Source organism: Pseudomonas farris (assembly GCF_019145235.1).
GTDB lineage: Bacteria > Pseudomonadota > Gammaproteobacteria > Pseudomonadales > Pseudomonadaceae > Aquipseudomonas > Aquipseudomonas farris.
In genome coordinates this window covers 431,673-454,341 of the sequence record NZ_JAHSTV010000001.1, presented here as the reverse complement: position 1 = coordinate 454,341, position 22,669 = coordinate 431,673, and the positions used below count along the sequence as shown (strand labels likewise).

The window sequence follows — 22,669 nt, the reverse complement described above, 5'->3', positions numbered from 1 at the left end:
CCTGTTTCCTGACAGCAGCTAACCATTTGTACACCGGGCTCGCCGGGCTTGGCAATCAAACAGGGCGCGGGCGACACGCTGGCGGTCGGTTTTTGACCTGTCATTCGGGCCTTTGGCGGGCAATGTGTCTTGTCCGAAACATTTGCTAAAGCAAAGTGCTGGGTTATAACTAGAGCACGAGCGACGCAGGAAGCCTCAGGAATGGAATCGAAAGAACAACTGTTGATGGAGCTACTCGGCCTTACGGCCCGCTCCCTGACTCACCTCACCGCTTCCATGACCTCGATGTCTTTCGAGCTGATGCGTAGTGAAGACGAAGTCACGAAGGTGGCCGGCCGGCGCATGATCGACCGCATGGCCACCATCAGCGCCGGGCTCGACGAGCATTGGCGACTGATCGGCGAGCTCACCGGCGTGCATGTTGCCCACGAGCAGATCGAAACCATCGAGGAGATCCAGTTGCAGGCGCCGCCGAGTCTGCCGTCCAACTGATCCCTTGCTGTCATCGGCTGGCCTGATGGTCGCCGATTCACAAGACGAACGTCGCTGGCAAAGGGGCGAGTCGCGCGCCATAGTTTTGTTCCCGCGGCCGATATTGCCCGCCCAGAACAAAACAGAGACTGGCCATGACCAAGACTCTCCATCACCGTGCGTGCCACCTGTGTGAAGCCATCTGCGGCCTGACCATCGAAACCACTGAGGTCGAAGGCAGCGGCGTACAGATTACCTCAATCAAGGGTGACCCCCAAGACACCTTCAGCCGCGGGCACATCTGCCCCAAAGCGGTTGCCCTGCAAGACATCCAGAACGATCCGGATCGCCTGCGTCAGCCGATGCAGCGAGTAGGCAGCGAATGGCAGCCTATCGAGTGGGAAGATGCCTTCAGTCTTGTGGCCGAACGCCTGGCGGCGATTCAGGAGCGTCACGGGCAGAACGCGGTGGCGGTTTATCAGGGCAACCCCAGCGTGCACAACTACGGGTTGATGACCCACAGCAATTATTTTCTCGGCCTGCTGAAAACCCGTAACCGGTTTTCAGCGACATCGGTCGATCAGTTGCCCCATCACCTGACGAGTCACTTGATGTACGGCCACGGCTTGCTGTTGCCGATCCCGGACATCGATCACACCGATTTCATGCTGATCCTGGGCGGCAATCCACTGGCCTCCAACGGCAGCATCATGACCGTGCCGGATGTGGAAAAGCGCCTCAAGGCGATTCAGGCCCGGGGCGGCAAAGTGGTGGTGGTCGATCCGCGTCGCAGCGAAACGGCGGCGATTGCCGATCAGCATCTGTTCGTGCGCCCCGGTGGCGATGCGGCGCTGTTGTTCGGGCTGCTCAATACCTTGTTTGCCGAAGGCTTGACCCGCGACAGCCATTTGCCCGTCGATGGTCTGGATGAGGTGCGTGAGGCGATCGCAGGTTTCACCGCCGAGGCCATGAGCCCGCTATGCGCAGTGCCCGCCGAGCAGATTCGCCAACTGGCACGGGACTTCGCGGCAGCGCCGACAGCGGTCTGCTACGGCCGCATGGGCGTTTCGACTCAGGCTTTCGGCACCCTGTGCCATTGGCTGGTGCAATTGATCAATCTGGTCACCGGCAACCTCGATCGGGTGGGCGGTGCGCTGTGCACCGAGCCTGCGGTGGATCTGGTGGCATCGACCTCGGGCGGGCATTTCAACCGGTGGCAGAGTCGCGTGTCCGGACGTCCGGAATACGCGGGAGAACTGCCGGTATCGACACTGGCCGAAGAGATGCTCACCGAAGGGGAAGGGCAGGTCCGCGCCCTGATCACCGTGGCGGGTAATCCGGTGCTGTCCACGCCCAATGGCCGACAACTGGAGCAGGCGCTGGATGGATTGGAGTTCATGGTCAGTGTCGACCTGTACATCAATGAAACCACGCGTTATGCCGACCTGATCCTGCCGTCGACTTCTGCGCTGGAAAACGATCATTACGACACCACGTTCAACATGTTCGCGGTGCGCAACGTCACCCGCTTCAACCGGGCGATCCTCGCCAAGCCGGAAGGCGCGCTGCATGACTGGGAAATCTTCGTGGGGCTGGCCAAAGCCTTGGCGGCGAAGACCGGCAAGGAACTGAAACCGACCATCGCGCCGGCGCAGATGATCGACCGAGGGCTGCGGATGGGCCTGTATGGCGACGCTTCGGAACACAAGTTGTCGCTGGCGACCTTGTTCGATCATCCTCACGGTATCGATCTGGGCGCGCTTAAACCCAACCTGACGCCACGCCTGAAAACCGCCAATCAGCGAGTCCAGGCAGCACCTGTCGAGATCCTCGCCGACCTGGCGCGCTTCGCGGCACTGCAAGCACCGGCCGCCGATGAGCTGCTGATGATCGGCCGCCGTCATGTGCGTAGTAACAACTCATGGATGCACAATTATCACCGTCTGGTGAAGGGCAAACCGCGCCATCAACTGCTGATGAACCCGGACGATTTGGCCAGCCGGGGGCTCAGCGATGGGCAGCGGGTGCGCGTCAGTTCGCGGGTCGGCGTGATCGAGGTTGAAGTGGTTGCCAGCCTGGATATGATGAAAGGTGTGGTCAGCCTTCCTCACGGTTGGGGGCATGCGCGACCGGGTGTGCAGATGACGATTGCCAGCGGTCAACCCGGCTCCAGCGCCAATGACCTGACTGACGAATGTCAGCTCGATGAGTTGTCGGGCAACGCGGCGTTGAACGGCGTACCGGTGACCGTGGCGGCGGCGTGAACATGACTGTCGGGGAGGCCGAGCATGGCGCTCGGGTTTCCGTTACAATGCGCCACCGTGCCGACCACTGAGTCGGAAAGTTCAGCCGAGGTGCTCCATGGATATCATCGAAACGATTAAAGAGCAGATTGCCAACAACACCATTCTGCTTTACATGAAAGGCTCGCCGAATGCCCCACAGTGTGGGTTCTCCGCGAAAGCCGCTCAGGCTGTTATGGCCTGTGGCGAAAAGTTTGCCTATGTGGACATCCTGCAGAACCCGGAAATCCGCGCCAACCTGCCAAAGTACGCCAACTGGCCAACCTTCCCGCAACTGTGGGTCGGCGGCGAACTGGTCGGCGGTAGCGACATCATGACTGAAATGGCTGCCGACGGTTCGTTGCAAGCGACGATCAAAGCCGCTGTTGAAGCTGCTGCTGCCAACAAGACCGACGCCTGATTCACTGTGTGTGGGAGCGGGCTTGCTCGCGAAGGCGGTATAACATTCAACAGATAAGTTGACTGATCTACCGTTTTCGCGAGCAAGCCCGCTCCCACATTTGTTCTAGGGTGAACCTGAAATTCGGTCATAAAAAAGCCCCGCCTCTTTAAAAGAGAGCGGGGCTTTTTATTGCATCGCGATTAGCTGCGTAGCATTTACTCTTCGCCCATCTGCGATTGCAGATAGTTCTCAAGACCGACTTTATCGATCAGGCCCAGTTGGGTTTCCAGCCAGTCGATATGTTCTTCTTCGGATTCCAGAATGTCTTCGAGCAGTTCACGGCTACCGAAGTCGCCGACGGTTTCGCAATGAGCGATAGCGACTTTCAGATCGGCATGGCCGTCGCGTTCGATCTTCAGGTCACACTCAAGCATTTCCTTGGTGTGTTCGCCGATGTGCAGTTTGCCCAGGTCCTGGACGTTCGGCAGGCCTTCAAGGAACAGGATGCGCTTGATCAGCTTGTCCGCGTGCTTCATCTCGTCGATGGATTCGTGGTACTCGTGCTTGCCGAGCTTGTTCAAGCCCCAATCTTCATACATGCGTGCATGCAAAAAGTATTGATTGATCGCGACCAGCTCATTGGCAAGGATCTTGTTGAGATGCTGGATGACTGTAACGTCGCCTTTCATGATGGGGTCCTGCCCTGAGTAGCTGTCTATAAGGCAGAGTTTGAGCCGCGTAATTAAGAGTGTCAAACCTAAGTTATTGAAACTTAAATGAAAATTAATCGGAATAAGAATGTTTTTGTTCCGCGTCTGGCATCTAAGCGATTGATTTGCAGACATAAAAAAACCGGACATCAAGTCCGGTTCTTTGAAATACGGTAGTTATGCGGCGGTAAATTCTGTGGGGTAGGGGATCGCCGCCTGGGCTGATTGCACTTTCCCCAAGGTGTCACGGACCACTTCCTTGGCAAGGCAGGCGCATTTGCCGCATTGGCTGGCAACGCCGGTGGCCTGACGTACTTCCCGATAGCTGCAGCAACCTTCATAGATTGCATCGCGGATTTGACCGTCGGTGACGCCAGTGCAGAGGCAGACATACATAAGTGAGAACCGTCGCTGGTTGTGACTCAATTGCGATGGATCTTAATGTTAACGAGAATGATTGTCAAAGTGGTTTCTGAAGGTTTTCGTCATAAGGGCGTGTGACTGACGAACGGCTTCTTCTCACACCTTCCATAAGGAAAATATAGCAGCGGCCTTTCACCTGGCAGAAAAAACCGTTGAGGACAGGTCAAAAACGCGGTGTATGATGGTCGGCCTTTGCGAAGGGGGATCGTGTCACAGGGCTGTCGCCTGAGGGTGGCAGGCTGATACGAACCCTGTACTTCACCGTTATTACACCAGGAGATATCCAATGAGCGTACTCGTAGGCAAACAAGCCCCTGACTTCACCGTACCGGCCGTACTCGGCAATGGCGAAATCGTAGACAGCTTCACCCTGTCCTCGGCCATCAAAGGCAAATACGGCCTGGTGTTCTTCTACCCACTGGACTTCACCTTCGTTTGCCCGTCCGAGCTGATCGCTCTGGACAACCGCATGTCTGACTTCAAGGCACGCAACGTGGAAGTGGTAGCCGTTTCGATCGACTCGCACTTCACCCACAACGCCTGGCGCAACACCCCGGTCAACAATGGTGGCATCGGCGAAGTTCGCTACACCATGGCGGCCGACCTGAAGCACGAAATCGCCAAGGCCTACGACGTTGAGTCCGAAGGCGGCGTGGCTTTCCGTGGCGCGTTCCTGATCGACGACAAAGGTGTTGTCCGCTCGCAGATCATCAACGACCTGCCGCTGGGCCGTAACATCGAAGAGCTGATCCGTCTGGTCGACGCTCTGCAATTCCACGAAGAGCACGGCGAAGTTTGCCCTGCCAACTGGAAAAAAGGCGACAAAGGCATGACCGCTTCCACCGAAGGTGTTGCGGCTTACCTGACCGAGAACGCTGCTGCGCTGTAAGGCACGTTCGAGGCATAAAAAAACCGGCTGATAAGGCCGGTTTTTTTATGGGCGGGATAAACCCATGCTGTTCACTTGTGGTGAGGGAGCAAGCTCCCTGCCACAGATCAGTGACGGATCAGTCGTTGTAGTCTTCCCAGCCGCCCATTTGTTTCCAGCGATTGACGATGCCGCAGAACAGATCAGCCGTCTTCTCGGTGTCGTAGCGGGCCGAGTGGGCCTCGCGACCGTCGAAGTCGATATCCGCTGCCTGGCAGGCCTTGGCCAATACGGTTTGACCGTAAGCCAGACCGGCGAGGGTCGCCGTGTCGAAGCTGGAGAACGGGTGAAACGGGTTGCGTTTCATGTCCAGGCGCGCAACCGCGGCGTTGAGAAAGCCTAGGTCAAAGCTGCTGTTGTGCCCGACCAGAATTGCCCGTTTGCAGCCGTTGGCCTTCAGAGCCTTGCGCACACCGCGGAAGATATCGGTCAGGGCCGCTTCTTCACTCACCGCCATGCGCAACGGGTGATCGAGCTTGATCCCGGTAAATTCCAGGGCTGCCGCTTCGATGTTCGCGCCTTCGAAAGGCTCGACCCGGAAGAAATAGGTGTGCTCAGGGTACACAAAGCCTTTTTCATCCATGCCGATCACGGTGGCGGCGATTTCCAGCAGGGCATCGGTGGCCGAGTTGAAGCCACCGGTTTCTACGTCGACAACGACCGGCAGGTAACCACGGAACCTGGCTGCCATTGGATGGCGGGAACCACCTCCGCCGCCATTACCGTCCTGTTCGTCGTCGAAATGGTCTTCACTCACGCGTGTTCCTCCAGCAGGCGCCAGCGCAGTTTTTCACCGGCGCGCAGCGGGATTACGGTCAGCTCGCCAAACGGCAGGCTGGTTGGGGCGGTCCACTCGTCGCGGACCAGGGTGATGCGATCGGTGTTCACCGGCAGGCCGTAGAAGCGCGGGCCGTTGAGGCTGGCGAAAGCTTCGAGCTTGTCCAGCGCGTTGCGCTGTTCGAAGGCTTCGGCATACATCTCGATCGCGGCATAAGCGGTGTAGCAACCGGCACAGCCGCAAGCCGCTTCTTTGGCGTGCTGGGCATGGGGCGCCGAGTCGGTGCCGAGGAAGAACTTGTCGCTGCCACTGGTGGCGGCGTCGAGCAGGGCTTCCTGATGGGTATTGCGCTTGAGGATCGGCAGGCAATAGAAGTGCGGCCGAATCCCGCCCACCAGCATGTGGTTGCGGTTGTACAGCAGGTGATGCGCGGTGATGGTTGCGCCAACGTTGGCCGAAGCCTCGTTGACGAACTGCACGGCGTCAGCGGTGGTGATGTGTTCGAACACCACTTTGAGGGTCGGGAAACGCTCGACCACCCGGCGCATGTGTTCGTCGATGAAGATTTTTTCGCGATCGAAAACGTCGACATCGCCACGGGTGACTTCACCGTGAACCAACAAGGGCATCCCGATTTCGGCCATGGCCTCGAGTGCGGGGAAAATCTTGTCGATGCTGGTGACGCCAGAGTCCGAGTTGGTGGTCGCGCCGGCCGGGTACAGCTTGGCGGCGTAGACGAAACCGCTGGCCTTGGCTTCACGAATTTCTTCGGGTTGAGTGCGGTCGGTCAGGTACAGAACCATCAGCGGTTCGAAACGGCTGCCGGCAGGGCGTGCGGCGAGAATCCGCTGGCGATAGCCATTGGCTTCAGCCGCGTTGCGCACCGGCGGTACCAGGTTGGGCATGATGATGGCGCGACCAAAGGTGCGCGCGACATCCGCGACGGTATTGGTCAATACAGCACCATCGCGAAGATGAATATGCCAGTCGTCGGGACGCAGCAGGGTCAGGCGGTCGGACATGAGGGGATTCCAGGCGGGTCAAACTCATGGGAATGCTACCGGAAAAGACTCTTCCAGGCACTCGCTATCAAGTTTTGCGACAAGCTTCCGATATCCAACAGGTACGCCGTAAATATGTGTGTCGGTCTTTTTGTTGCAGAAGCCAGTGGAGCCTCCCGTGCGCCAGCGTTATTTAGCCTTGCTCAGTGTGTTTGCCAGCCTTCCTGCGATGGCGCTCACTTTCCAGACCCGTCTGGAGAGCATCGAGTGGACGGTCGAAGGTGACAAGTTCGAATGCCGCCTGACTCAACCGATCACTGATTTCGGTTCGGGTGAGTTCGTGCGTCGTGCCGGCGAGCAGGCGACATTTCGCTTGAAGGCCTACAACTCGATGATCGGTGGCGGTTCCGCGACCTTGCTGGCGGCCGCTGCGCCATGGCAGCCGGGGCGTGGCGACATCAACCTGGGCTCGGTGCGCATCGGCAATGGCAACGTGCTGTTCAACAGCTCGCAAGTTCAGGCCGGGCGCCTGATCAGTGGGTTGATGGACGGTCGCAGCCCGGTCGTTCGACACTCCTCAGGCGACGGTCGGGTATCTGAAGTCCGTCTGCTGCCGGTCAAATTCAGCAAGGCCTACAGTGACTATCAGGGTTGCGTGGCCAAGTTGCTGCCGCAGAATTTCGAGCAGGTGAAGCAATCCGAAGTCGGCTTTCCGGGGGAGGGCATCGATCTCGATGCCCAAGCCAAGGCCCATTTGCAGGTCATGCTGGAATTCATGAAAGCCGATCCGACGGTCAATCACATTGAACTCGACGGCCATTCCGACAACAGCGGCAACCGCCTGACCAACCGCGAACTGTCGCGACGCAGGGCGCTGGCCGTGATGGATTTCTTCAAAGCCAATGGTATTCAGGAATCGCAGATCACCCTGCGTTTTCACGGTGAGCGCTATCCTCTGGCACCGAACAACAACGCCGCCAATCGGGCGAAAAACCGTCGGGTTGCCGTACGCCTTGAGCGGGTAGCACCGACCGAGCAACCGGCGCCGCAAGCCACCGCTTCCGCGGGCAGCGCGAAGGCCTCCTGAATCTGCTGAAATCGTCGCTCGCTCGACATAATCTGTCGCTTCGTCGTCATAAGCTGTCGCGCCTCTGTAAATTATTCTGCATGAGCGTTAGACTTGACGGCTTTCCGTAGAACCCCGTGGAGTGATGGCATGGCGGACGTAAACAAGGTCGTTCTGGCGTATTCCGGCGGCCTGGACACTTCGGTGATCCTCAAGTGGCTGCAGGATACTTATAACTGTGAAGTAGTGACCTTCACCGCTGACCTGGGTCAGGGCGAAGAGGTCGAACCGGCCCGCGCCAAGGCTCAGGCCATGGGTGTAAAAGAAATCTACATCGACGATCTGCGCGAAGAATTCGTGCGCGATTTCGTGTTCCCGATGTTCCGCGCCAACACCGTTTACGAAGGTGAGTACCTGCTGGGTACTTCCATCGCTCGTCCGTTGATCGCCAAGCGCTTGATCGAAATCGCCAACGAAACCGGCGCTGACGCCATTTCCCACGGCGCGACCGGCAAGGGCAACGACCAGGTTCGTTTCGAACTGGGCGCCTACGCCTTGAAGCCAGGCGTGAAAGTGATCGCTCCGTGGCGCGAATGGGACCTGCTCTCCCGTGAAAAGCTGATGGATTATGCTGAAAAGCACAACATCCCGATCGAGCGTCACGGCAAGAAGAAATCCCCGTACTCGATGGATGCCAACCTGCTGCACATCTCCTATGAAGGCGGCGTGCTGGAAGACACCTGGACCGAGCACGAAGAAGACATGTGGAAATGGACCGTCTCCCCGGAGAAGGCTCCAGACAAGCCGCAATACCTGGAACTGACCTACCGCAACGGCGACATCGTCGCGCTGGACGGCGTCGAAATGACCCCGGCCACCGTGCTGGCGACCTTGAACCGTATCGGTGGCGAACACGGTATCGGCCGTCTCGACATTGTCGAGAACCGTTACGTGGGCATGAAGTCCCGTGGCTGCTACGAAACCCCTGGCGGCACCATCATGCTGCGCGCTCACCGTGCGATCGAATCGATCACCCTGGACCGCGAAGTGGCTCACCTCAAAGACGAGCTGATGCCTAAATACGCCAGCTTGATCTACACCGGTTACTGGTGGAGCCCTGAGCGTCTGATGCTGCAACAGATGATCGACGCTTCCCAGGCCCACGTGAACGGCGTAGTGCGCCTGAAGCTGTACAAGGGCAACGTGATCGTCACCGGCCGCAAGTCCGACGAGTCGTTGTTCGACGCCAACATCGCGACCTTCGAGGAAGATGGCGGCGCCTACAACCAGGCCGATGCGGCGGGCTTCATCAAGCTCAACGCCTTGCGCATGCGTATCGCGGCGAACAAAGGCCGGAAGCTTTTCTGAGACCTTTGAGTCGGTAATGGATATGTGGCCTCGTTGAGGCCACATATCTGAAAGAGGGATACCCTGTCGTACATTGCGTGTTCAGCTTTTCTTCTTGTCTCTGTTAATTCCTTTCTTCGCTTCCTTCCCCTATGGCTCTTCAAGAGCTGGCTGCTGTGTGCCTGTAAAGAGTTTGACCAATCATCGTCAGGCCGTGTGAATTCAAATTGTAAGCAATGCAGAACGTTGCGCCGTTGCGTTTCCTGGTGTGCTTTGAAAGCCGGAGCGCACTTTCCTTCAGCAGCGTCTCTGACTTGGCACAGGTGAGAAATACGACCACCTGCGCAGGATTGTCCTGTGATTGCTGAATTCTCTGCACCAAGGCGCTGAATGCCATTTTGTTGTTCATCCAGCGTGCATCAATGATATGCAGGTCTTTTAAGTGCTCGGGCAAGCGTATGTGGTGTTGGGTCGAGCTTTCTGGCGGTACCCAGGAAGGCTCGTCTCCTGACCGGTTAGCGTTGTCCATGACTTTCATGAAGTGCTTCCCTTTATTGAAATCAGAGGGCGCGTAAAGGGATCGATAGTTGAAGTTTAGTGTGACGAAAAAAAGGAAAAGCAAATAAAAGGGGAAACTAATCAGAAACCAGACATAGAGTTCTCTCTCCTTGTTATCGAGGAAGGGGAGGGATACAGCAGCCGATGTTTCAGACAGTACTGCAAATATTGCAATGATTGTCATGGGGTTGGTGATTCTTTTTTTGAGTTTTATCATGTCTTCTGCTCATGAGATATTATTTCTTCTCGATTTGTTTATGGGTATGGATCTCGGGGTGATAATGAGTGAATGAGGTTTTCTTTGTTGTTATGTTGTGCTCCTTTCTTGTTGAGTGATATTGGTTGTTATAGTAGCTGTATTGTTCTTGGTTTAGGTGTGGCTGTTTGTTTGTTTTAAAGTTATATGGGTTTATTTCGCTGGTTAAATGTTGCTGTATGTGAAGGTTCGTAAGTCGTTCAAGTCGACTTGCAGGGGCTGGCAAATGCTCGTTACTTTTAAGGGTAGCTCAATAGTCGAAGTCTGTCGGATTACTAGTATCAAACCCTGTTTTTGTGTTTTTCTGGTTGTAAGTCGATACAAAAAGATTGTCGAAGTACTGAGCAGCGTTCGGCTAGTAGCAATCTCATGACTCATGATGTGCAATGATTTTTTGTAGGAATAATCCGTGTTGTTTGTAGGCCATGTCTCTCGCTGCGAGTGGCCGGGGGGGACGGCATGCCATGGGTGAAACGACTAGGCTATGGTGCGGGCTCTAAAAATTCGAACAGCGAAAATTGGACTTGCCCATGAATAAAGTGCTGATCGTGGATGATCACCCCGTCATTCGTCTTGCGGTGCGTATGCTAATGGAGCGTCATGGCTACGAAGTCATTGCAGAAACAGATAATGGTGTGGACGCATTGCAACTTGCCCGTGATCTTATGCCGGATATTGTCATATTGGATATTGGGATACCGAAGCTGGATGGGTTAGAAGTTATCGCGCGCCTGACGTCGACGGCGATGCCTCTTAAAGTACTGATATTGACGTCCCAGGCGCCAGGGCACTTTTCCATGCGTTGCATGCAATCGGGTGCCGCCGGATATGTCTGCAAACAACAGGATCTCACTGAATTGCTCAGTGCAATAAAAGCCGTGTTATCAGGCTACAGCTACTTTCCTAATCAGGCTCTGCATACCGTGCGTTCCAGTCTTGGGAACGCCAGTGAGGCCGATATGGTGGATCGTTTGTCCGGGCGGGAAATGATGGTCCTGCAACAGTTGGCCCGAGGCAAGACAAACAAGGAGATCGCCGATGGAATGTTCCTCAGCAATAAAACTGTCAGTACTTACAAAACCCGTTTGCTGTTAAAGCTTAATGCTCGCTCACTGGTTGACCTGATCGAATTGGCTCAGCGCAATGGCCTGGTATGAAGCTGTCAGCGTTTGACGAGGTGCGATGAACGGGCGTTTATCAGGGGGCGGCACTTAGTAAAAAGCCTCCGTTTCGGGAGGCTTTTAAGTGTCATAAGTCAAAATCGTAATCGGCCAATTGCTTCTGCAGTCGGCGCTCCTCCAGCAGATTGTCGATGGTGCGGCGTTTGCTCAGGTTGGTCTTTGCCACCTCCACTACCGGCTCTGCGTCATCGGCCTCAACGGGGGTGAAGTCGTCCTCTACGTCCAATTGCTCTTTGCCAGTGCTCATAAGGTTAACTCCAGGCTAAGGCTGCCCTTTGGCGCTCCTTATATCGACAATTTCCCGGCGGGTAAAAAAGATTTTTTCAATCGATCAATCAAAAAAACTAATAGCGCCTCAATCGTCCGAGGTCTTTTGCTTGTATTCGCACAAATCCTCGATCCGGCAACTGCCACAACGGGGCTTGCGGGCCAGGCAAACGTAGCGCCCATGAAGAATCAGCCAGTGATGAGCGTCGAGCAGATATTCCTTCGGCACGAATTTCATCAGTTTTTGCTCCACCTCGACCACGTTCTTGCCCGGAGCAATGCCGGTACGGTTACTGACCCGGAAAATGTGAGTGTCCACGGCCATGGTCAGCTGACGAAAGGCGGTATTGAGCACCACGTTGGCGGTCTTGCGACCGACGCCGGGTAATGCTTCCAGTGCCTCGCGGGTCTGCGGTACTTCACCGCCATGGAGCTCCACCAGCATGCGACAGGTTTCGATCACGTTTTTCGCTTTGCTGTTGAACAGGCCGATGGTCTTGATGTACTCCGACAGCCCTTCGACGCCCAAGGCATGGATCGCCGCTGGCGTGTTGGCCACCGGGAACAGTTTGGCGGTGGCCTTGTTCACGCCGACATCGGTCGACTGCGCGGAGAGAATCACGGCGATCAGCAATTCGAACGGTGAGGAGTAGGCCAGTTCGGTCTTCGGTTCAGGATTGTCTTCGTGAAACCTGCGGAAAATTTCAAGACGTTTTGCGGCATTCATGGGCGATGCGTTTCCTCGAAGGCGGTCAATGTGGGGCCGCCGGGCGGCGGGTCCAGGCTTGATGTGCGGCGATCAACAGTCCCAGCAGAATAAACCCGCCAGGGGCCAGCGTGGCCAGATGCAGGCCACCGTCGGCGATCAGCGTCCAGCCTTGCCAGTCCGGTTGCGTGGCGCCGGCCATCCAGGACAAATGGCTAGCGAGTGTCCCGTTGCCGATGAGCTCCCGCAGCAGCCCCAGGCCCACCATCAAGGCGCCGAACAGGCCACACAGACGCAGTCGATCACGCCGTGGGCTCTGGAAAAAACCGTTATGTTCCAGCACAACGCATTGCAGGGCGATCAATCCTGCATAGAAACCCAGATGCTGGTGCCATTGGAGCGACCAGGCTTGCGTGGCGAGTTCTGCGCAACTGGTCAGCGTGGCGGCCAGCAACAGGCAGGCAAGCAAATGTGTTGCCGGAATCAGTCGCGAGCGCAAGACGCCCATGCTCACACCGTAAGCACTGAGTACCAGCGCAAACATCAGCCACAGGCCCAGGGCCGTTACCAATGAATCAGTGACGCCGATCAACGGCGTAAGCATCAGCGAGTTCTGCAGGGTCGATGACTTATTCATGAGCGCTGCTCCCGATCAGCGGTTGCCGGTGTTCATCGAAGTAGCGCAGCGCGTCATGGGTGGCATTGATCACCGCTCTTGAGGTGATGGTCGCGCCCGCGATCTGATCAAATTGCCCTTGGTCCTTTTTCAAGGCCCAGCCATTGTCACCGGGTTCGGTTAGCGACTTGCCGGTAAACACCTGAAGCCAGGTATTGGGCCATTCGGCAAGCTTGCCACCCAGCCCCGGAGTTTCCGATTGCTTGAGGGTTTTGACCCCCACTAACTTGCCTTGGGGGTCGATGGCGATCAGCAAGTCGATGGCACCGGCGTAGCCCAGAGTCTGAATGCGCAGCAACACAGCGCTCGGTTGGCCGGCCTTGGACGCCAGGTAGCCCCCCAACAGTGTGCTGTTGGCCAGGCGAGTGCTTTCGAGGCTGAGGGGGTGTTCCAGCGGCTGATTGTCGTAGCTGTCGGGCGGTAGCAGATCCAGTAACTGGCGGCTGTCGATCAGGCGTTGTTCGGCGGCAATGCGCGCGGCGCTGGTGTGCTGCACGAGGTAAGTCGCGCCCATCCCCAGGCTTGCCAGCACTACCAGGCTCACAACGCTCGTCGCTCGGTTCATGGGGCAACCTGTTCCTGTCTGGACGCGGCAAACCGTTCCAACGCCGGTACACAGAGGTTCATTAGCAAAACCGCAAAGGCCACGCCGTCCGGATAACCGCCCCACGTCCGAATCAGGTAAGTCAGTAACCCCACGCCTGCGCCGAACAGTAATCGGGCAGTGGGGCTTTTTGCGCCGGATATTGGTTCCGTCACGATGAAGAAGGCACCGAGCATGCTCGCGCCGGTGAGCAGATGAAACAGTGGCGAGCCATTTGAGTCGGAGCCCGTACCGTTCCAGCACAACAGGCTGATGATGAACAGGCTGGCGAGCATGCCGACCGGCGCATGCCAGCTGAATACCCGCCGTTGCAGCAGAAACACACCGCCGGCCAGAAACGCCAGGTTGACCCATTCCACGCCGCGGCCGCCAAAACGGCCGAACGCCGGATTGTCGGCGAACAGTTCTTCCATGGTCAGGCTTTTGTTGATTCGCAGACTGTCCAGCGCCGTGGCCTGGGCCCACGCATCGGGCGCCTGACCGGAGCTGAAGCCGAACACCTGTTGCAACCCACCGAACAAATCCATGCCGTGGGACGCCGGCCAATGGGTCATTTGCTGGGGAAACATCACCAGGACCAGCGCGAAACCGAGCATCGCCGGATTGAACGGATTCTTGCCGACACCGCCATACAAGTGCTTGCCGAAAAACAGTCCGAACGCCGCAGCACTGACTGTCAGCCACCACGGGCAATAAGGCGGCAAGGCCAGCGCCAACAGCGTCGCACTGACCAGCGCACTGCCATCGCTCAATGTCGGTTTTACCGGTTGCTTGCGCAGCTGCAACACCGCCGCCTCAACGGCCAACGCGGTGGCAGCCGCCAGAATCAGGTTGATCAACACCCCCCAACCGTACAGCCAGAACAACATCAGCATCCCCGGCACGGTGGCCAGCAATACCAGCTTCATGGCTTGCTGAAGGCGTTCGTCCACTGATTCAAGGGGTGACATAGGCATCCACCTGACGCTCGGCTTCGCTGAGCGCATGTTGCAACGCTTCGATCTGTTCGGCCGGCGCCTCGCTTGTTTGAGCTTTCTTGAGTTCGGCCCGGCGCATGGCCAGCTGGATCTTCGCTCGTTTCAACTCGGCATCTTTTGCCGGGGCAGGTGGCGCAGAGACTGGCGGTGCGCTGCTTTCCAGTTGCGCCAGTGCCTGTTCGGCGGCTTCGAACTGCTGTTGCAGCACGATCAGTTGCGATTGCTGTTCGAAGGTTGGCGGATGCCCGAAAGCCTTGAGCGATTTGTTCAGCTGCGCCCGACTCATCGCCAGATCGACCTTGGCCTTTTTCAGTGCCGCATCGGCATTGTCGGCTTTCTGTGCGCGGACACGCTCGAGTGCAGCCTGAACCGGGTCGAGCGTCACTTCGCTGTGCTGCACGGCGCGTTGAGCACGGGCCTGGCGTTCGGCGAGCTTCTGTTCTTCTTCGCGATGCAAACGGGCATTGCGCTGTTCGAAACGGCGTCGCGCATGATTGCGCTTGGCGGCCCGAGCCTGTTGTTCCTCCAGACTGAGCGCCAGCCCGCCAACAATCGGCAGCACCGTGGCCAGCGGTAACGGATGCATCTCGATGCAGTCCACTGGGCAGGGCGCCACGCAGAGGTCGCAACCGGTGCATTCGTCGACGATGACCGTGTGCATGAATTTCGCCGCGCCGACAATGGCGTCGACCGGGCAGGCCTGGATGCACTTGGTGCAGCCGATGCATTCGGCTTCGCGGATGTAAGCGATCTGCGCGGGTGCCGAACCGTGACTGACGTCCAGTTCCAGCACCGGCACTTTCAACAGGTCGGCCAGGGCCGTGATGGTTTCGCTGCCGCCCGGTGGGCACTTGTTGATCGGCTCGCCGCTGGCGATGCCTTCGGCGTAGGGTTTGCATCCGGGGTGGCCACACTTGCCGCATTGGGTCTGCGGCAAGAGGGCGTCGATGCGTTGAATCAGACTCATGTTTTGATCAGCCCGCTGAATCCGAGAAAAACCACCGCGATCAATCCGGCGCCGATCAACTCGATCGGCAGGCCGCGAAAGGGCAGGGGGATATCGTTATCGAGTGTGCGCTGGCGCAAGTCGCTGAACAGACTCAGCACCAGCCAGAAACCCAGCCCGGCACCAAGGCTCAGGGCTATGGCGTGGAAAATGCCCTTGTCGTCTTGAGCATTGAGCAACGTCAGCCCAAGCACCCCGGCATTCCCCAGCAGCAGGGGCCAGAGGCCATCGAATGAAAGCTTCGCCAATAACCGGGAAAGCAGTTTCAGCAGAGGGCCGATCAGCAGAACGCTCAACGGCAGGAACACGAACAGACGCAGCGACGTCAGCCCCAACGGCACCAGTAGCCAGTGATAGAGCGCATAGCCGAGTATGCCGACAATCAGCATCAGACACGTTGTCGCGATGCCCAGCGCGTGGACCTGCGGCCGCTCGCTGCCCAGCACCGAATCGACGCCCAGCGGCCAGTGCAACACGAGGTTGTTGATCAGGGCAGCGCTGATAAGCGTAAGAAGCAGTTCGGTCATGATCGTGCCGGCAAAAGGAGGCCTGTCTAACAAGGTTAGGCATTATCCGGCAAGGAAGGAGGGTGGGCCAGACATGAAAATCCCACAGTCGCGCCGGGCACGACTGTGGGATCGGTTTACCGCAGGGCTTTACTTGATGCGCTGACCCGGCTTGGCGCCGCTGTCGGGGCTCAGCAGGTAGATTTCTTCACCGCCAGGGCCGGCCGCCATCACCATGCCTTCGGAGATCCCGAATTTCATTTTGCGGGGCTTGAGGTTGGCGATCATCATGGTCAGGCGACCATTGAGCTTGGACGGGTCCGGGTAAGCGCTCTTGATGCCGGAGAACACGTTGCGTTGCTCGTCACCGATGTCCAGGGTCAGGCGCAGCAGCTTGTCGGCGCCTTCCACGGCTTCGGCCTTGACGATCAGTGCAACGCGCAGGTCTACAGCGGCAAAGGCGTCGAACTCGATCTCTGGCGACAGCGGATCCTTGGCCAGTTCACCGTTGCCGGCGGGTGCAGCTTCGCCGGTGTCGGTTGCGCTGGCGGTCAGGTCTTCTTTCGAGGCGTCGGTCATGGCTTGTACTTTTACCGGGTCGATGCGAGTCATCAACGGTTTGAACTCGTTCAGCTGATGGTTGCTGAGCAAGGTGGCGTGGTCGTTCCAGGTCAGCGGGGCGACATTCAGGAACGCCTCGGCATCGGCGGCCAGCAGCGGCAGTACCGGTTTGAGGAAAATCACCAGCTGGCGGAACAGGTTGATGCCCAAGGCGCAAATGGCCTGGACTTCATCCTGCTTGCCTTCCTGTTTGTTCAGCGACCACGGCGCCTTGTCGGCGATCCAGGCGTTGGCGCGGTCGGCCAGGCCCATGATTTCGCGCATGGCACGTGCGAAGTCGCGAGCTTCATAGGCTTCGGCAATGCTTGGCGCTGCGGCCAGGAAGGCATCGGTCAGTTCTGGCGCGGCGTTTCCGGCCACCAGTACACCGGCATTGCCTTTATGGATGAAACCGGCGCAACGGCTGGCGATGTTGACGACTTTGCCGACCAGGTCGGAGTTGACCTTCTGCACGAAGTCTTCGAGGTTCAGGTCCAGGTCGTCGACGCCACGGCTCAGCTTGGCGGCGTAGTAGTAGCGCAGGTATTCCGGCGACAGGTGATCCAGGTAAGTCCGCGCCTTGACGAACGTGCCGCGGGACTTGGACATCTTCTGGCCGTTGACGGTCAGGTAGCCGTGTACGTTGATGCCGGTCGGTTTACGGAACCCGGCGCCTTCGAGCATGGCTGGCCAGAACAGGGCGTGGAAGTTGACGATGTCCTTGCCGATGAAATGGTACAGCTCGGCAGTGGAATCCTTGCCCCAGAACGCGTCGAAGTCCAGGTCCGGACGGCGGGCGCAGAGGTTCTTGAAGCTGGCCATGTAGCCGATCGGCGCATCCAGCCACACGTAGAAATACTTGCCCGGCTCGTCGGGAATCTCGAAGCCGAAGTACGGCGCATCGCGGGAAATGTCCCACTGTTGCAGGCCGGCATCCAGCCATTCGGCGATCTTGTTGGCCACGGCTTCTTGCAACGTGCCGCTGCGGGTCCAGGCTTGCAGCATTTCCTGGAAGTCCGGCAGCTTGAAGAAGAAGTGCTGGGAATCCTTGAGCACCGGCGTGGCGCCGGAGATTGCCGACTTCGGATCTTTGAGGTCGGTCGGCGCGTAGGTCGCACCGCATTTTTCGCAGTTGTCGCCGTACTGGTCTTCGGTGCCGCATTTCGGGCAGGTGCCCTTGATGAAGCGGTCGGCCAGGAACATTTTCTTTTCCGGGTCGAAGTACTGAGTGATCGAGCGCGTGGCGATGTGCCCTGCGTCGCGCAGCTTCAGGTAGATCTGGCTCGACAGCTCACGGTTTTCTTCAGAGTGAGTGGAGTGAAAGTTGTCGAAGTCCACCAGGAACTCGGCAAAGTCGGCGCTGTGTTCAGCCTGGACATTGGCGATCAGTTGTTCCGGGGTGATGCCTTCCTTTTCCGCGCGCAGCATGATGGCCGAACCGTGGGCGTCGTCGGCGCAGACATAAATGCATTGATTACCGCGATGCTTCTGGAAGCGCACCCACATATCGGTCTGGATGTACTCCAGCATATGGCCGAGGTGGATCGAACCATTGGCATAGGGCAGGGCGCTGGTGACGAGGATCTTGCGTGGCTCGGACATGGGGCTCGGCTACTTGATGAAACGGAGGTCGGCCACTATAAAGCGCCGGCGCATATTTTTCACCCCTGTGGCGAGGGGGCTTGTCGGAACGCCGCATCGCCCCGTTCGGCTGCGAAGCAGTCGTGAATCCAGACAACTCGCTCGGTCTGACAGATTGCAGGGGGCCGCTGCGCGACCCAACGGGGGCAAGCCCCCTCGCCACAGGGATGCTCTCTAGGCACAGGGATGTGTTTGCCACAAATCATCGTGGGCATGCCGTCTATGATGTAGAACGGTTAGGATACCCGCCTGATTTTCCAGTCTTGCTATCGGAGTTGCCCATGAGCGCCGTCAATCGCGCAGCGGTGGAAGCCGTCCTTCGCCAATACACCGACCCTTACCTGAACCAGGACCCGGTCAGCGCCGGGTGCGTGCGCAGCATCGACATCCAGGGTGATTGCGTCAGCGTCCAACTGGAGCTGGGTTACGCCGCCGGTCTGTTCAAGAGCGGCTGGGCGCAGTTGCTGCAACTGGCCATCGAAGGCCTGGACGGCGTCGTCACCGCGCGCGTCGAGATCACCAGTGTGATCGCCGCGCACAAGGCCCAGGCACAGATTCCGGGGCTGGCCAACGTCAAGAACGTCGTGGCCGTGGCGTCCGGCAAGGGGGGCGTGGGCAAATCCACCACCGCTGCCAACCTGGCCCTCGCGCTGGCCCGTGAAGGCGCCAAAGTCGGGATTCTCGACGCGGATATCTACGGCCCGAGCCAGGGCATCATGTTTGGCATCCCTGAAGGCACCCGACCAAAGGTCAAGGATCAGAAGTGGTTCATTCCGATTGAATCCCATGGCGTTGAAGTGATGTCCATGGCCTTCCTGACCGACGACAACACGCCGATGGTCTGGCGTGGGCCGATGGTTTCCGGCGCCCTGTTGCAACTGGTCACGCAAACGGCCTGGGGCGACCTGGATTATCTGGTTATCGACATGCCGCCGGGCACCGGCGATATCCAGTTGACCCTGGCGCAGAAAGTCCCGGTGGCCGGTGCGGTAATCGTGACCACCCCACAGGATCTGGCATTGCTGGACGCGCGCAAGGGCGTGGAGATGTTCCGCAAGGTCAACATTCCTGTGCTGGGCGTGGTGGAAAACATGGCCGTGCACATCTGCTCCAACTGCGGGCATGCCGAGCATCTGTTCGGTGAGGGGGGCGGTGTGAAGCTGGCCAACCAGTACGGTGTCGAACTGTTGGCTTCGTTGCCACTATCGATGCTGATCCGCGAACAGGCCGATGGCGGCAAGCCAACGGTGATCGCCGAGCCGGACAGTCAGATTGCGATGGTTTACCAGGAACTGGCCCGCCATGTCGGCGCGCGGATTGTGTTGCAGGAAGCGGTAACGCCGGCGATGCCGAACATCACTGTCAGCGACGACTGATTCGCTGAAGAAATGCGATCCAATGTGGGAGCGGGCTTGCTCGCGAATGCGGTGTGTCATTCAACAGATAAGTTGACTGATCTACCGCCTTCGCGAGCAAGCCCACTCCCACATTTGGTTTGTGTTGACCCTAGATCCGCAACCCGCCATCCAATTCCAGAATCCGACCGGTGTAGTAGTCGTTCTCGAAAATGTAGGCCGCCGACTGGGCGATTTCTTCAGGTTTACCCATGCGCTTGAGCGGAATCCCGGAGGTCATTTTCTCCAGCGCTTCCGGCTTCATGCTCAGGGTCATCTCTGTCTCGATGAAACCCGGCGCAATGCCCGCCACGCGAATGCCGTAACGTGCCAGTTCCTTGGCCCAGGTCACGGTCGCCGCAGCGACACCGGCCTTGGCGGCGGAGTAGTTGGTCTGGCCAACGTTGCCGGCGCGCGAAATCGACGAGATATTGATGATCGCGCCGCTGTTGTTCAGCTCGACCATTTTCGCCGCAACTTCACGGGTGCACAGGAACACGCCGGTCAGATTGACGTCGATCACTGCCTGCCATTGGGCCAGGCTCATCTTGGTCATTTCGCCATCCTTGACCTTCAGCAACAGACCGTCGCGCAGAATGCCGGCGTTGTTGATCAGGCCATGGATCGCACCGAAATCGTCGGACACCTGAGCGGCCATGTGAGTCACTTGCTCTTCATCAGCGACGTTGCACAGGTAGGCGCGGGCCTCGACACCCTTGGCTTTGCACGCCGCGACGGTGGCGTCGAGTTTTTCCTGATTCAGGTCCACCAGCGCCAGCTTCGCGCCTTTGCCTGCGAGATACTCGGCCATGGAGCGACCTAAACCCTGGCAACCGCCGGTGATAATGATTACTTTGTCAGTGAGTTGCATTCGCATAGCCCCGTAGCAGATCGGAGTGGTTTTCCTTCCTAGAGGGCCTCTCGATCTGAGCCTGATGTGGCTTGGCTGCACATGAGAACTGCCCCTGTGGCGTGCTGGAACTTTACCCAGATGCCTGTCCGTTTTTTTGACGGATTCTATATAAGGAGTCATAAATTGAGCGTTGTAGTGGCTAAGCATGCCCGAGAATTGCTTCTCAAGGAATACCGAGGAGTGCTCTCGACGCACTCCAAATCGATGCCCGGTTTTCCGTTTGGCTCCGTGGTTCCTTACTGTCTGGACGAGCAGGGCCGACCGCTGATCCTTATCAGCCGCATCGCTCAGCACACTCACAACCTGCAGAAAGATCCGAAATGTTCGCTGCTGGTGGGTGAGCGTGAAGCCGAAGACGTACAAGCCGTTGGTCGCCTGACTTACCTCGCCGAGGCAGAAAAGCTTCAAGACCCCGCTGCTATCGAAGCGGCCGCCGAGCGTTACTACCGCTATTTCCCCGATTCGCAGAACTATCACAAGGCCCATGATTTCGATTTCTGGGTGCTCAACGAGGTACGTCACCGCTACATCGGTGGCTTCGGCGCGATCCACTGGATCGATCAGTTGACCCTCGCCAACCCGTTCTCCGGCAAGGCCGAAGTGAGCATGGTCGAGCACATGAATGCCGATCACGCTAAAGCCATTGCGCACTACGTCGAGCTGGCGGGGCTGCCGAAAACCGCTCCGGCGCAATTGGCCGGCATCGACACCGAAGGCATGCACTTGCGCATCGGTCAGGGACTCTACTGGCTGCCGTTTCAAACGCCCTGTAATACGCCGACACAAGTCCGGGAAGCCTTGGTTTCCCTGGCTCACGCCGAGCATTGGCCGAAAAATGAAGTGGCCGACGCTTGAATTCACGAAACGGCGACGTCATCTAAGGAAAACTGGCAAGGTATTCTTGCGTTGAGGAACCATTTGATGCGCCCTTTTTTATTGCTCTTTGTACTGTTCCCGGTGTTGGAGCTGTTCGTATTCGTCAAGGTTAGCGGGGCGATCGGGTTTTTCCCGGCCCTGCTGCTGATCATTCTCGGCTCGATGCTCGGCGTGTTCGTGCTGCGTATCGCCGGTCTGGCTACTGCGCTGCGCGCCCGTGAAAGCCTGAATCGCGGCGAACTGCCGGCTCAGACCATGCTCGAAGGCCTGATGCTGGCTCTGGCTGGCGGTCTGTTGATTCTGCCGGGCTTCGTCACCGACGTGCTGGGTCTGATCATGTTGCTGCCGATCTCTCGTCGACTGCTGGCCAACAAAATGCGTCTGCGCGCCGAGGAACAAGCGATACGTCAGCGTGCGTTCGCCGATGACCTTCAGCCACGGGGCGGTCCTGCTCCGCAGCAGCCATTGGGCCGTGAGCCCAATGTGATTGAAGGCGAGTTCGAACACCGCGATTCCAAGTAACACTTCCATCGACACGGCACCCTCGGGTGCCGTGTTCGTTTTCAGGGCATTGAGGTAAAAATTTTTCGCTCCACGCCCTTGAAATAAGCTTGTGCGCCCTTATGTAACGGTCACCGCAAGGTTTCTGGCAATTGCGCCAGACAGACTTCCGCGGTTCGCTTGACGAACCGCACCCGGCTCCGCCGGATTTGTTAAACCCGCCGGGACTACACCGGCCGATGAAAACCACAATTAGGAGAGATCGACAATGAAGCTTCGTCCTCTGCATGACCGCGTCGTCGTCCGTCGCAGCGAAGAAGAAAAGAAAACCGCTGGCGGTATCGTCCTGCCAGGTTCGGCTGCTGAAAAGCCAAACCAGGGTGAAGTCCTCGCTGTAGGCCCAGGCAAAGTGCTGGACAACGGCGAAGTGCGTGCGCTGGCCGTGAAAGTGGGTGACAAGGTTGTGTTCGGCCCTTACTCCGGCAGCAACACTGTGAAAGTTGACGGCGAAGACCTGCTGGTCATCGGCGAGAGCGAAATCCTCGCTGTTGTCGAAGGCTGATTCCCCGCTCATTTTCCCGTTACTACAAAGTATTTA

At 57.9% G+C, this 22,669-nt stretch carries 25 protein-coding genes; 11 read left to right on the top strand and 14 right to left on the bottom strand.

The genetic code is table 11. The features are described from left to right. The first annotated feature begins 201 nt into the window (after positions 1-201). From plzR to grxD, 3 genes are all read left to right on the top strand, one after another. Positions 202-492: a PlzR type 4 pili assembly inhibitor gene (gene plzR / locus KVG95_RS02090; protein ID WP_052966158.1), complete on the top strand. Its 291-nt coding sequence runs from the start codon at positions 202-204 to the stop codon at positions 490-492. Positions 493-626: 134 nt separating this feature from the next. Then, complete coding sequence (locus KVG95_RS02085) at positions 627-2,735, top strand: molybdopterin oxidoreductase family protein (protein WP_217854336.1); 2,109 nt, start codon at positions 627-629, stop codon at positions 2,733-2,735. A 97-nt stretch (positions 2,736-2,832) separates the two neighbouring features. Further along, complete coding sequence (gene grxD / locus KVG95_RS02080; RefSeq protein ID WP_007898513.1) at positions 2,833-3,174, top strand: Grx4 family monothiol glutaredoxin; 342 nt, start codon at positions 2,833-2,835, stop codon at positions 3,172-3,174. Positions 3,175-3,371: 197 nt separating this feature from the next. Here grxD and bfr read toward each other — a convergent pair whose 3' ends face one another. Both bfr and KVG95_RS02070 read right to left on the bottom strand, forming a co-directional pair. Continuing rightward, positions 3,372-3,845 (bottom strand): bacterioferritin, encoded by a 474-nt coding sequence (gene bfr / locus KVG95_RS02075; RefSeq protein ID WP_007898512.1) that lies wholly within the window; start codon positions 3,843-3,845, stop codon positions 3,372-3,374. A gap of 198 nt (positions 3,846-4,043) precedes the next feature. Further along, complete coding sequence (locus KVG95_RS02070) at positions 4,044-4,262, bottom strand: bacterioferritin-associated ferredoxin (protein ID WP_217854335.1); 219 nt, start codon at positions 4,260-4,262, stop codon at positions 4,044-4,046. Positions 4,263-4,575: 313 nt separating this feature from the next. Here KVG95_RS02070 and KVG95_RS02065 point away from each other — a divergent pair, with 313 nt between their 5' ends. Next, the gene (locus KVG95_RS02065) at positions 4,576-5,178 is read left to right on the top strand and encodes a peroxiredoxin (protein WP_007898510.1); all 603 of its coding nucleotides are present in this window, start codon (positions 4,576-4,578) and stop codon (positions 5,176-5,178) included. 118 nt (positions 5,179-5,296) lie between these two features. Here KVG95_RS02065 and rnt read toward each other — a convergent pair whose 3' ends face one another. After that, positions 5,297-5,974 carry a ribonuclease T gene (gene rnt / locus KVG95_RS02060; RefSeq protein ID WP_007898509.1) on the bottom strand — a complete coding sequence of 226 codons (678 nt, stop codon included), beginning with the start codon at positions 5,972-5,974 and terminating at the stop codon, positions 5,297-5,299. After that, positions 5,971-7,017: a dihydroorotase gene (pyrC, locus tag KVG95_RS02055; protein WP_217854334.1), complete on the bottom strand. Its 1,047-nt coding sequence runs from the start codon at positions 7,015-7,017 to the stop codon at positions 5,971-5,973. Before pyrC ends, rnt begins: the two co-directional genes overlap by 4 nt. A gap of 157 nt (positions 7,018-7,174) precedes the next feature. Between pyrC and KVG95_RS02050 the strand changes: the two genes are divergently transcribed. Both KVG95_RS02050 and KVG95_RS02045 read left to right on the top strand, forming a co-directional pair. Further along, positions 7,175-8,083, top strand: a complete 909-nt coding sequence (locus KVG95_RS02050) for a flagellar protein MotY (RefSeq protein ID WP_217854333.1) — start codon at positions 7,175-7,177, stop codon at positions 8,081-8,083. 129 nt (positions 8,084-8,212) lie between these two features. Next, complete coding sequence (locus tag KVG95_RS02045; protein WP_052966148.1) at positions 8,213-9,430, top strand: argininosuccinate synthase; 1,218 nt, start codon at positions 8,213-8,215, stop codon at positions 9,428-9,430. A 139-nt stretch (positions 9,431-9,569) separates the two neighbouring features. Here KVG95_RS02045 and KVG95_RS02040 read toward each other — a convergent pair whose 3' ends face one another. Next, the gene (locus KVG95_RS02040; RefSeq protein ID WP_217854332.1) at positions 9,570-10,184 is read right to left on the bottom strand and encodes a hypothetical protein; all 615 of its coding nucleotides are present in this window, start codon (positions 10,182-10,184) and stop codon (positions 9,570-9,572) included. A 569-nt stretch (positions 10,185-10,753) separates the two neighbouring features. Between KVG95_RS02040 and KVG95_RS02035 the strand changes: the two genes are divergently transcribed. Then, complete coding sequence (locus KVG95_RS02035; RefSeq protein WP_008069501.1) at positions 10,754-11,380, top strand: response regulator transcription factor; 627 nt, start codon at positions 10,754-10,756, stop codon at positions 11,378-11,380. Positions 11,381-11,471: 91 nt separating this feature from the next. Here the strand turns inward: KVG95_RS02035 and KVG95_RS02030 are convergent, their stop codons facing one another. The 8 genes from KVG95_RS02030 to metG form a co-directional block, all read right to left on the bottom strand. Further along, positions 11,472-11,651 carry a PA3496 family putative envelope integrity protein gene (locus KVG95_RS02030; protein ID WP_007898493.1) on the bottom strand — a complete coding sequence of 60 codons (180 nt, stop codon included), beginning with the start codon at positions 11,649-11,651 and terminating at the stop codon, positions 11,472-11,474. Positions 11,652-11,759: 108 nt separating this feature from the next. After that, a complete protein-coding gene (gene nth, locus KVG95_RS02025) occupies positions 11,760-12,398 on the bottom strand; it encodes an endonuclease III (protein WP_052966146.1) in 639 nt (212 codons plus the stop codon). Between the two features lie 25 nt (positions 12,399-12,423). Further along, positions 12,424-13,014, bottom strand: a complete 591-nt coding sequence (locus tag KVG95_RS02020) for an Rnf-Nqr domain containing protein (RefSeq protein WP_217854331.1) — start codon at positions 13,012-13,014, stop codon at positions 12,424-12,426. Then, the gene (locus KVG95_RS02015; RefSeq protein ID WP_217854330.1) at positions 13,007-13,618 is read right to left on the bottom strand and encodes an RnfABCDGE type electron transport complex subunit G; all 612 of its coding nucleotides are present in this window, start codon (positions 13,616-13,618) and stop codon (positions 13,007-13,009) included. The genes KVG95_RS02020 and KVG95_RS02015 overlap by 8 nt, the downstream gene beginning before the upstream one ends. Further along, complete coding sequence (locus KVG95_RS02010; RefSeq protein ID WP_217854329.1) at positions 13,615-14,607, bottom strand: RnfABCDGE type electron transport complex subunit D; 993 nt, start codon at positions 14,605-14,607, stop codon at positions 13,615-13,617. The genes KVG95_RS02015 and KVG95_RS02010 overlap by 4 nt, the downstream gene beginning before the upstream one ends. Beyond that, the gene (rsxB, locus tag KVG95_RS02005; protein WP_217854328.1) at positions 14,594-15,601 is read right to left on the bottom strand and encodes an electron transport complex subunit RsxB; all 1,008 of its coding nucleotides are present in this window, start codon (positions 15,599-15,601) and stop codon (positions 14,594-14,596) included. Before rsxB ends, KVG95_RS02010 begins: the two co-directional genes overlap by 14 nt. Further along, positions 15,598-16,167 carry an Rnf-Nqr domain containing protein gene (locus KVG95_RS02000; protein ID WP_217854327.1) on the bottom strand — a complete coding sequence of 190 codons (570 nt, stop codon included), beginning with the start codon at positions 16,165-16,167 and terminating at the stop codon, positions 15,598-15,600. The genes rsxB and KVG95_RS02000 overlap by 4 nt, the downstream gene beginning before the upstream one ends. A 129-nt stretch (positions 16,168-16,296) precedes the next feature. Then, positions 16,297-18,348 carry a methionine--tRNA ligase gene (metG, locus tag KVG95_RS01995; protein WP_217854326.1) on the bottom strand — a complete coding sequence of 684 codons (2,052 nt, stop codon included), beginning with the start codon at positions 18,346-18,348 and terminating at the stop codon, positions 16,297-16,299. A 320-nt stretch (positions 18,349-18,668) separates the two neighbouring features. Between metG and apbC the strand changes: the two genes are divergently transcribed. Next, complete coding sequence (gene apbC / locus KVG95_RS01990) at positions 18,669-19,763, top strand: iron-sulfur cluster carrier protein ApbC (protein WP_217854325.1); 1,095 nt, start codon at positions 18,669-18,671, stop codon at positions 19,761-19,763. A 130-nt stretch (positions 19,764-19,893) separates the two neighbouring features. Here apbC and KVG95_RS01985 read toward each other — a convergent pair whose 3' ends face one another. Continuing rightward, the gene (locus KVG95_RS01985; protein ID WP_217854324.1) at positions 19,894-20,652 is read right to left on the bottom strand and encodes an SDR family oxidoreductase; all 759 of its coding nucleotides are present in this window, start codon (positions 20,650-20,652) and stop codon (positions 19,894-19,896) included. A 165-nt stretch (positions 20,653-20,817) separates the two neighbouring features. Here KVG95_RS01985 and KVG95_RS01980 point away from each other — a divergent pair, with 165 nt between their 5' ends. The 3 genes from KVG95_RS01980 (at position 20,818) to KVG95_RS01970 (ending at position 22,633) form a co-directional block, all read left to right on the top strand. Continuing rightward, complete coding sequence (locus tag KVG95_RS01980) at positions 20,818-21,549, top strand: HugZ family pyridoxamine 5'-phosphate oxidase (protein ID WP_217854323.1); 732 nt, start codon at positions 20,818-20,820, stop codon at positions 21,547-21,549. Positions 21,550-21,615: 66 nt separating this feature from the next. Further along, positions 21,616-22,092 (top strand): FxsA family protein, encoded by a 477-nt coding sequence (locus tag KVG95_RS01975; protein ID WP_052966136.1) that lies wholly within the window; start codon positions 21,616-21,618, stop codon positions 22,090-22,092. Positions 22,093-22,339: 247 nt separating this feature from the next. Further along, positions 22,340-22,633: a co-chaperone GroES gene (locus KVG95_RS01970; protein WP_052966135.1), complete on the top strand. Its 294-nt coding sequence runs from the start codon at positions 22,340-22,342 to the stop codon at positions 22,631-22,633. The last annotated feature ends 36 nt before the right edge of the window (positions 22,634-22,669 follow it).

Excerpts from the sequence above, each read along its gene's own strand:
- plzR (WP_052966158.1), top strand. The coding sequence starts at position 202 with ATGGAATCGAAAGAACAACTGTTGATGGAGCTACTCGGCCTTACGGCC.
- KVG95_RS02085 (WP_217854336.1), top strand. The coding sequence starts at position 627 with ATGACCAAGACTCTCCATCACCGTGCGTGCCACCTGTGTGAAGCCATC.
- grxD (WP_007898513.1), top strand. The coding sequence starts at position 2,833 with ATGGATATCATCGAAACGATTAAAGAGCAGATTGCCAACAACACCATT.
- bfr (WP_007898512.1), bottom strand. The coding sequence starts at position 3,845 with ATGAAAGGCGACGTTACAGTCATCCAGCATCTCAACAAGATCCTTGCC.
- KVG95_RS02070 (WP_217854335.1), bottom strand. The coding sequence starts at position 4,262 with ATGTATGTCTGCCTCTGCACTGGCGTCACCGACGGTCAAATCCGCGAT.
- KVG95_RS02065 (WP_007898510.1), top strand. The coding sequence starts at position 4,576 with ATGAGCGTACTCGTAGGCAAACAAGCCCCTGACTTCACCGTACCGGCC.
- pyrC (WP_217854334.1), bottom strand. The coding sequence starts at position 7,017 with ATGTCCGACCGCCTGACCCTGCTGCGTCCCGACGACTGGCATATTCAT.
- KVG95_RS02045 (WP_052966148.1), top strand. The coding sequence starts at position 8,213 with ATGGCGGACGTAAACAAGGTCGTTCTGGCGTATTCCGGCGGCCTGGAC.
- KVG95_RS02040 (WP_217854332.1), bottom strand. The coding sequence starts at position 10,184 with ATGATAAAACTCAAAAAAAGAATCACCAACCCCATGACAATCATTGCA.
- KVG95_RS02035 (WP_008069501.1), top strand. The coding sequence starts at position 10,754 with ATGAATAAAGTGCTGATCGTGGATGATCACCCCGTCATTCGTCTTGCG.
- KVG95_RS02030 (WP_007898493.1), bottom strand. The coding sequence starts at position 11,651 with ATGAGCACTGGCAAAGAGCAATTGGACGTAGAGGACGACTTCACCCCC.
- nth (WP_052966146.1), bottom strand. The coding sequence starts at position 12,398 with ATGAATGCCGCAAAACGTCTTGAAATTTTCCGCAGGTTTCACGAAGAC.
- KVG95_RS02020 (WP_217854331.1), bottom strand. The coding sequence starts at position 13,014 with ATGAATAAGTCATCGACCCTGCAGAACTCGCTGATGCTTACGCCGTTG.
- KVG95_RS02015 (WP_217854330.1), bottom strand. The coding sequence starts at position 13,618 with ATGAACCGAGCGACGAGCGTTGTGAGCCTGGTAGTGCTGGCAAGCCTG.
- KVG95_RS02010 (WP_217854329.1), bottom strand. The coding sequence starts at position 14,607 with ATGTCACCCCTTGAATCAGTGGACGAACGCCTTCAGCAAGCCATGAAG.
- rsxB (WP_217854328.1), bottom strand. The coding sequence starts at position 15,601 with ATGAGTCTGATTCAACGCATCGACGCCCTCTTGCCGCAGACCCAATGC.
- KVG95_RS02000 (WP_217854327.1), bottom strand. The coding sequence starts at position 16,167 with ATGACCGAACTGCTTCTTACGCTTATCAGCGCTGCCCTGATCAACAAC.
- metG (WP_217854326.1), bottom strand. The coding sequence starts at position 18,348 with ATGTCCGAGCCACGCAAGATCCTCGTCACCAGCGCCCTGCCCTATGCC.
- apbC (WP_217854325.1), top strand. The coding sequence starts at position 18,669 with ATGAGCGCCGTCAATCGCGCAGCGGTGGAAGCCGTCCTTCGCCAATAC.
- KVG95_RS01985 (WP_217854324.1), bottom strand. The coding sequence starts at position 20,652 with ATGCAACTCACTGACAAAGTAATCATTATCACCGGCGGTTGCCAGGGT.
- KVG95_RS01975 (WP_052966136.1), top strand. The coding sequence starts at position 21,616 with ATGCGCCCTTTTTTATTGCTCTTTGTACTGTTCCCGGTGTTGGAGCTG.
- KVG95_RS01970 (WP_052966135.1), top strand. The coding sequence starts at position 22,340 with ATGAAGCTTCGTCCTCTGCATGACCGCGTCGTCGTCCGTCGCAGCGAA.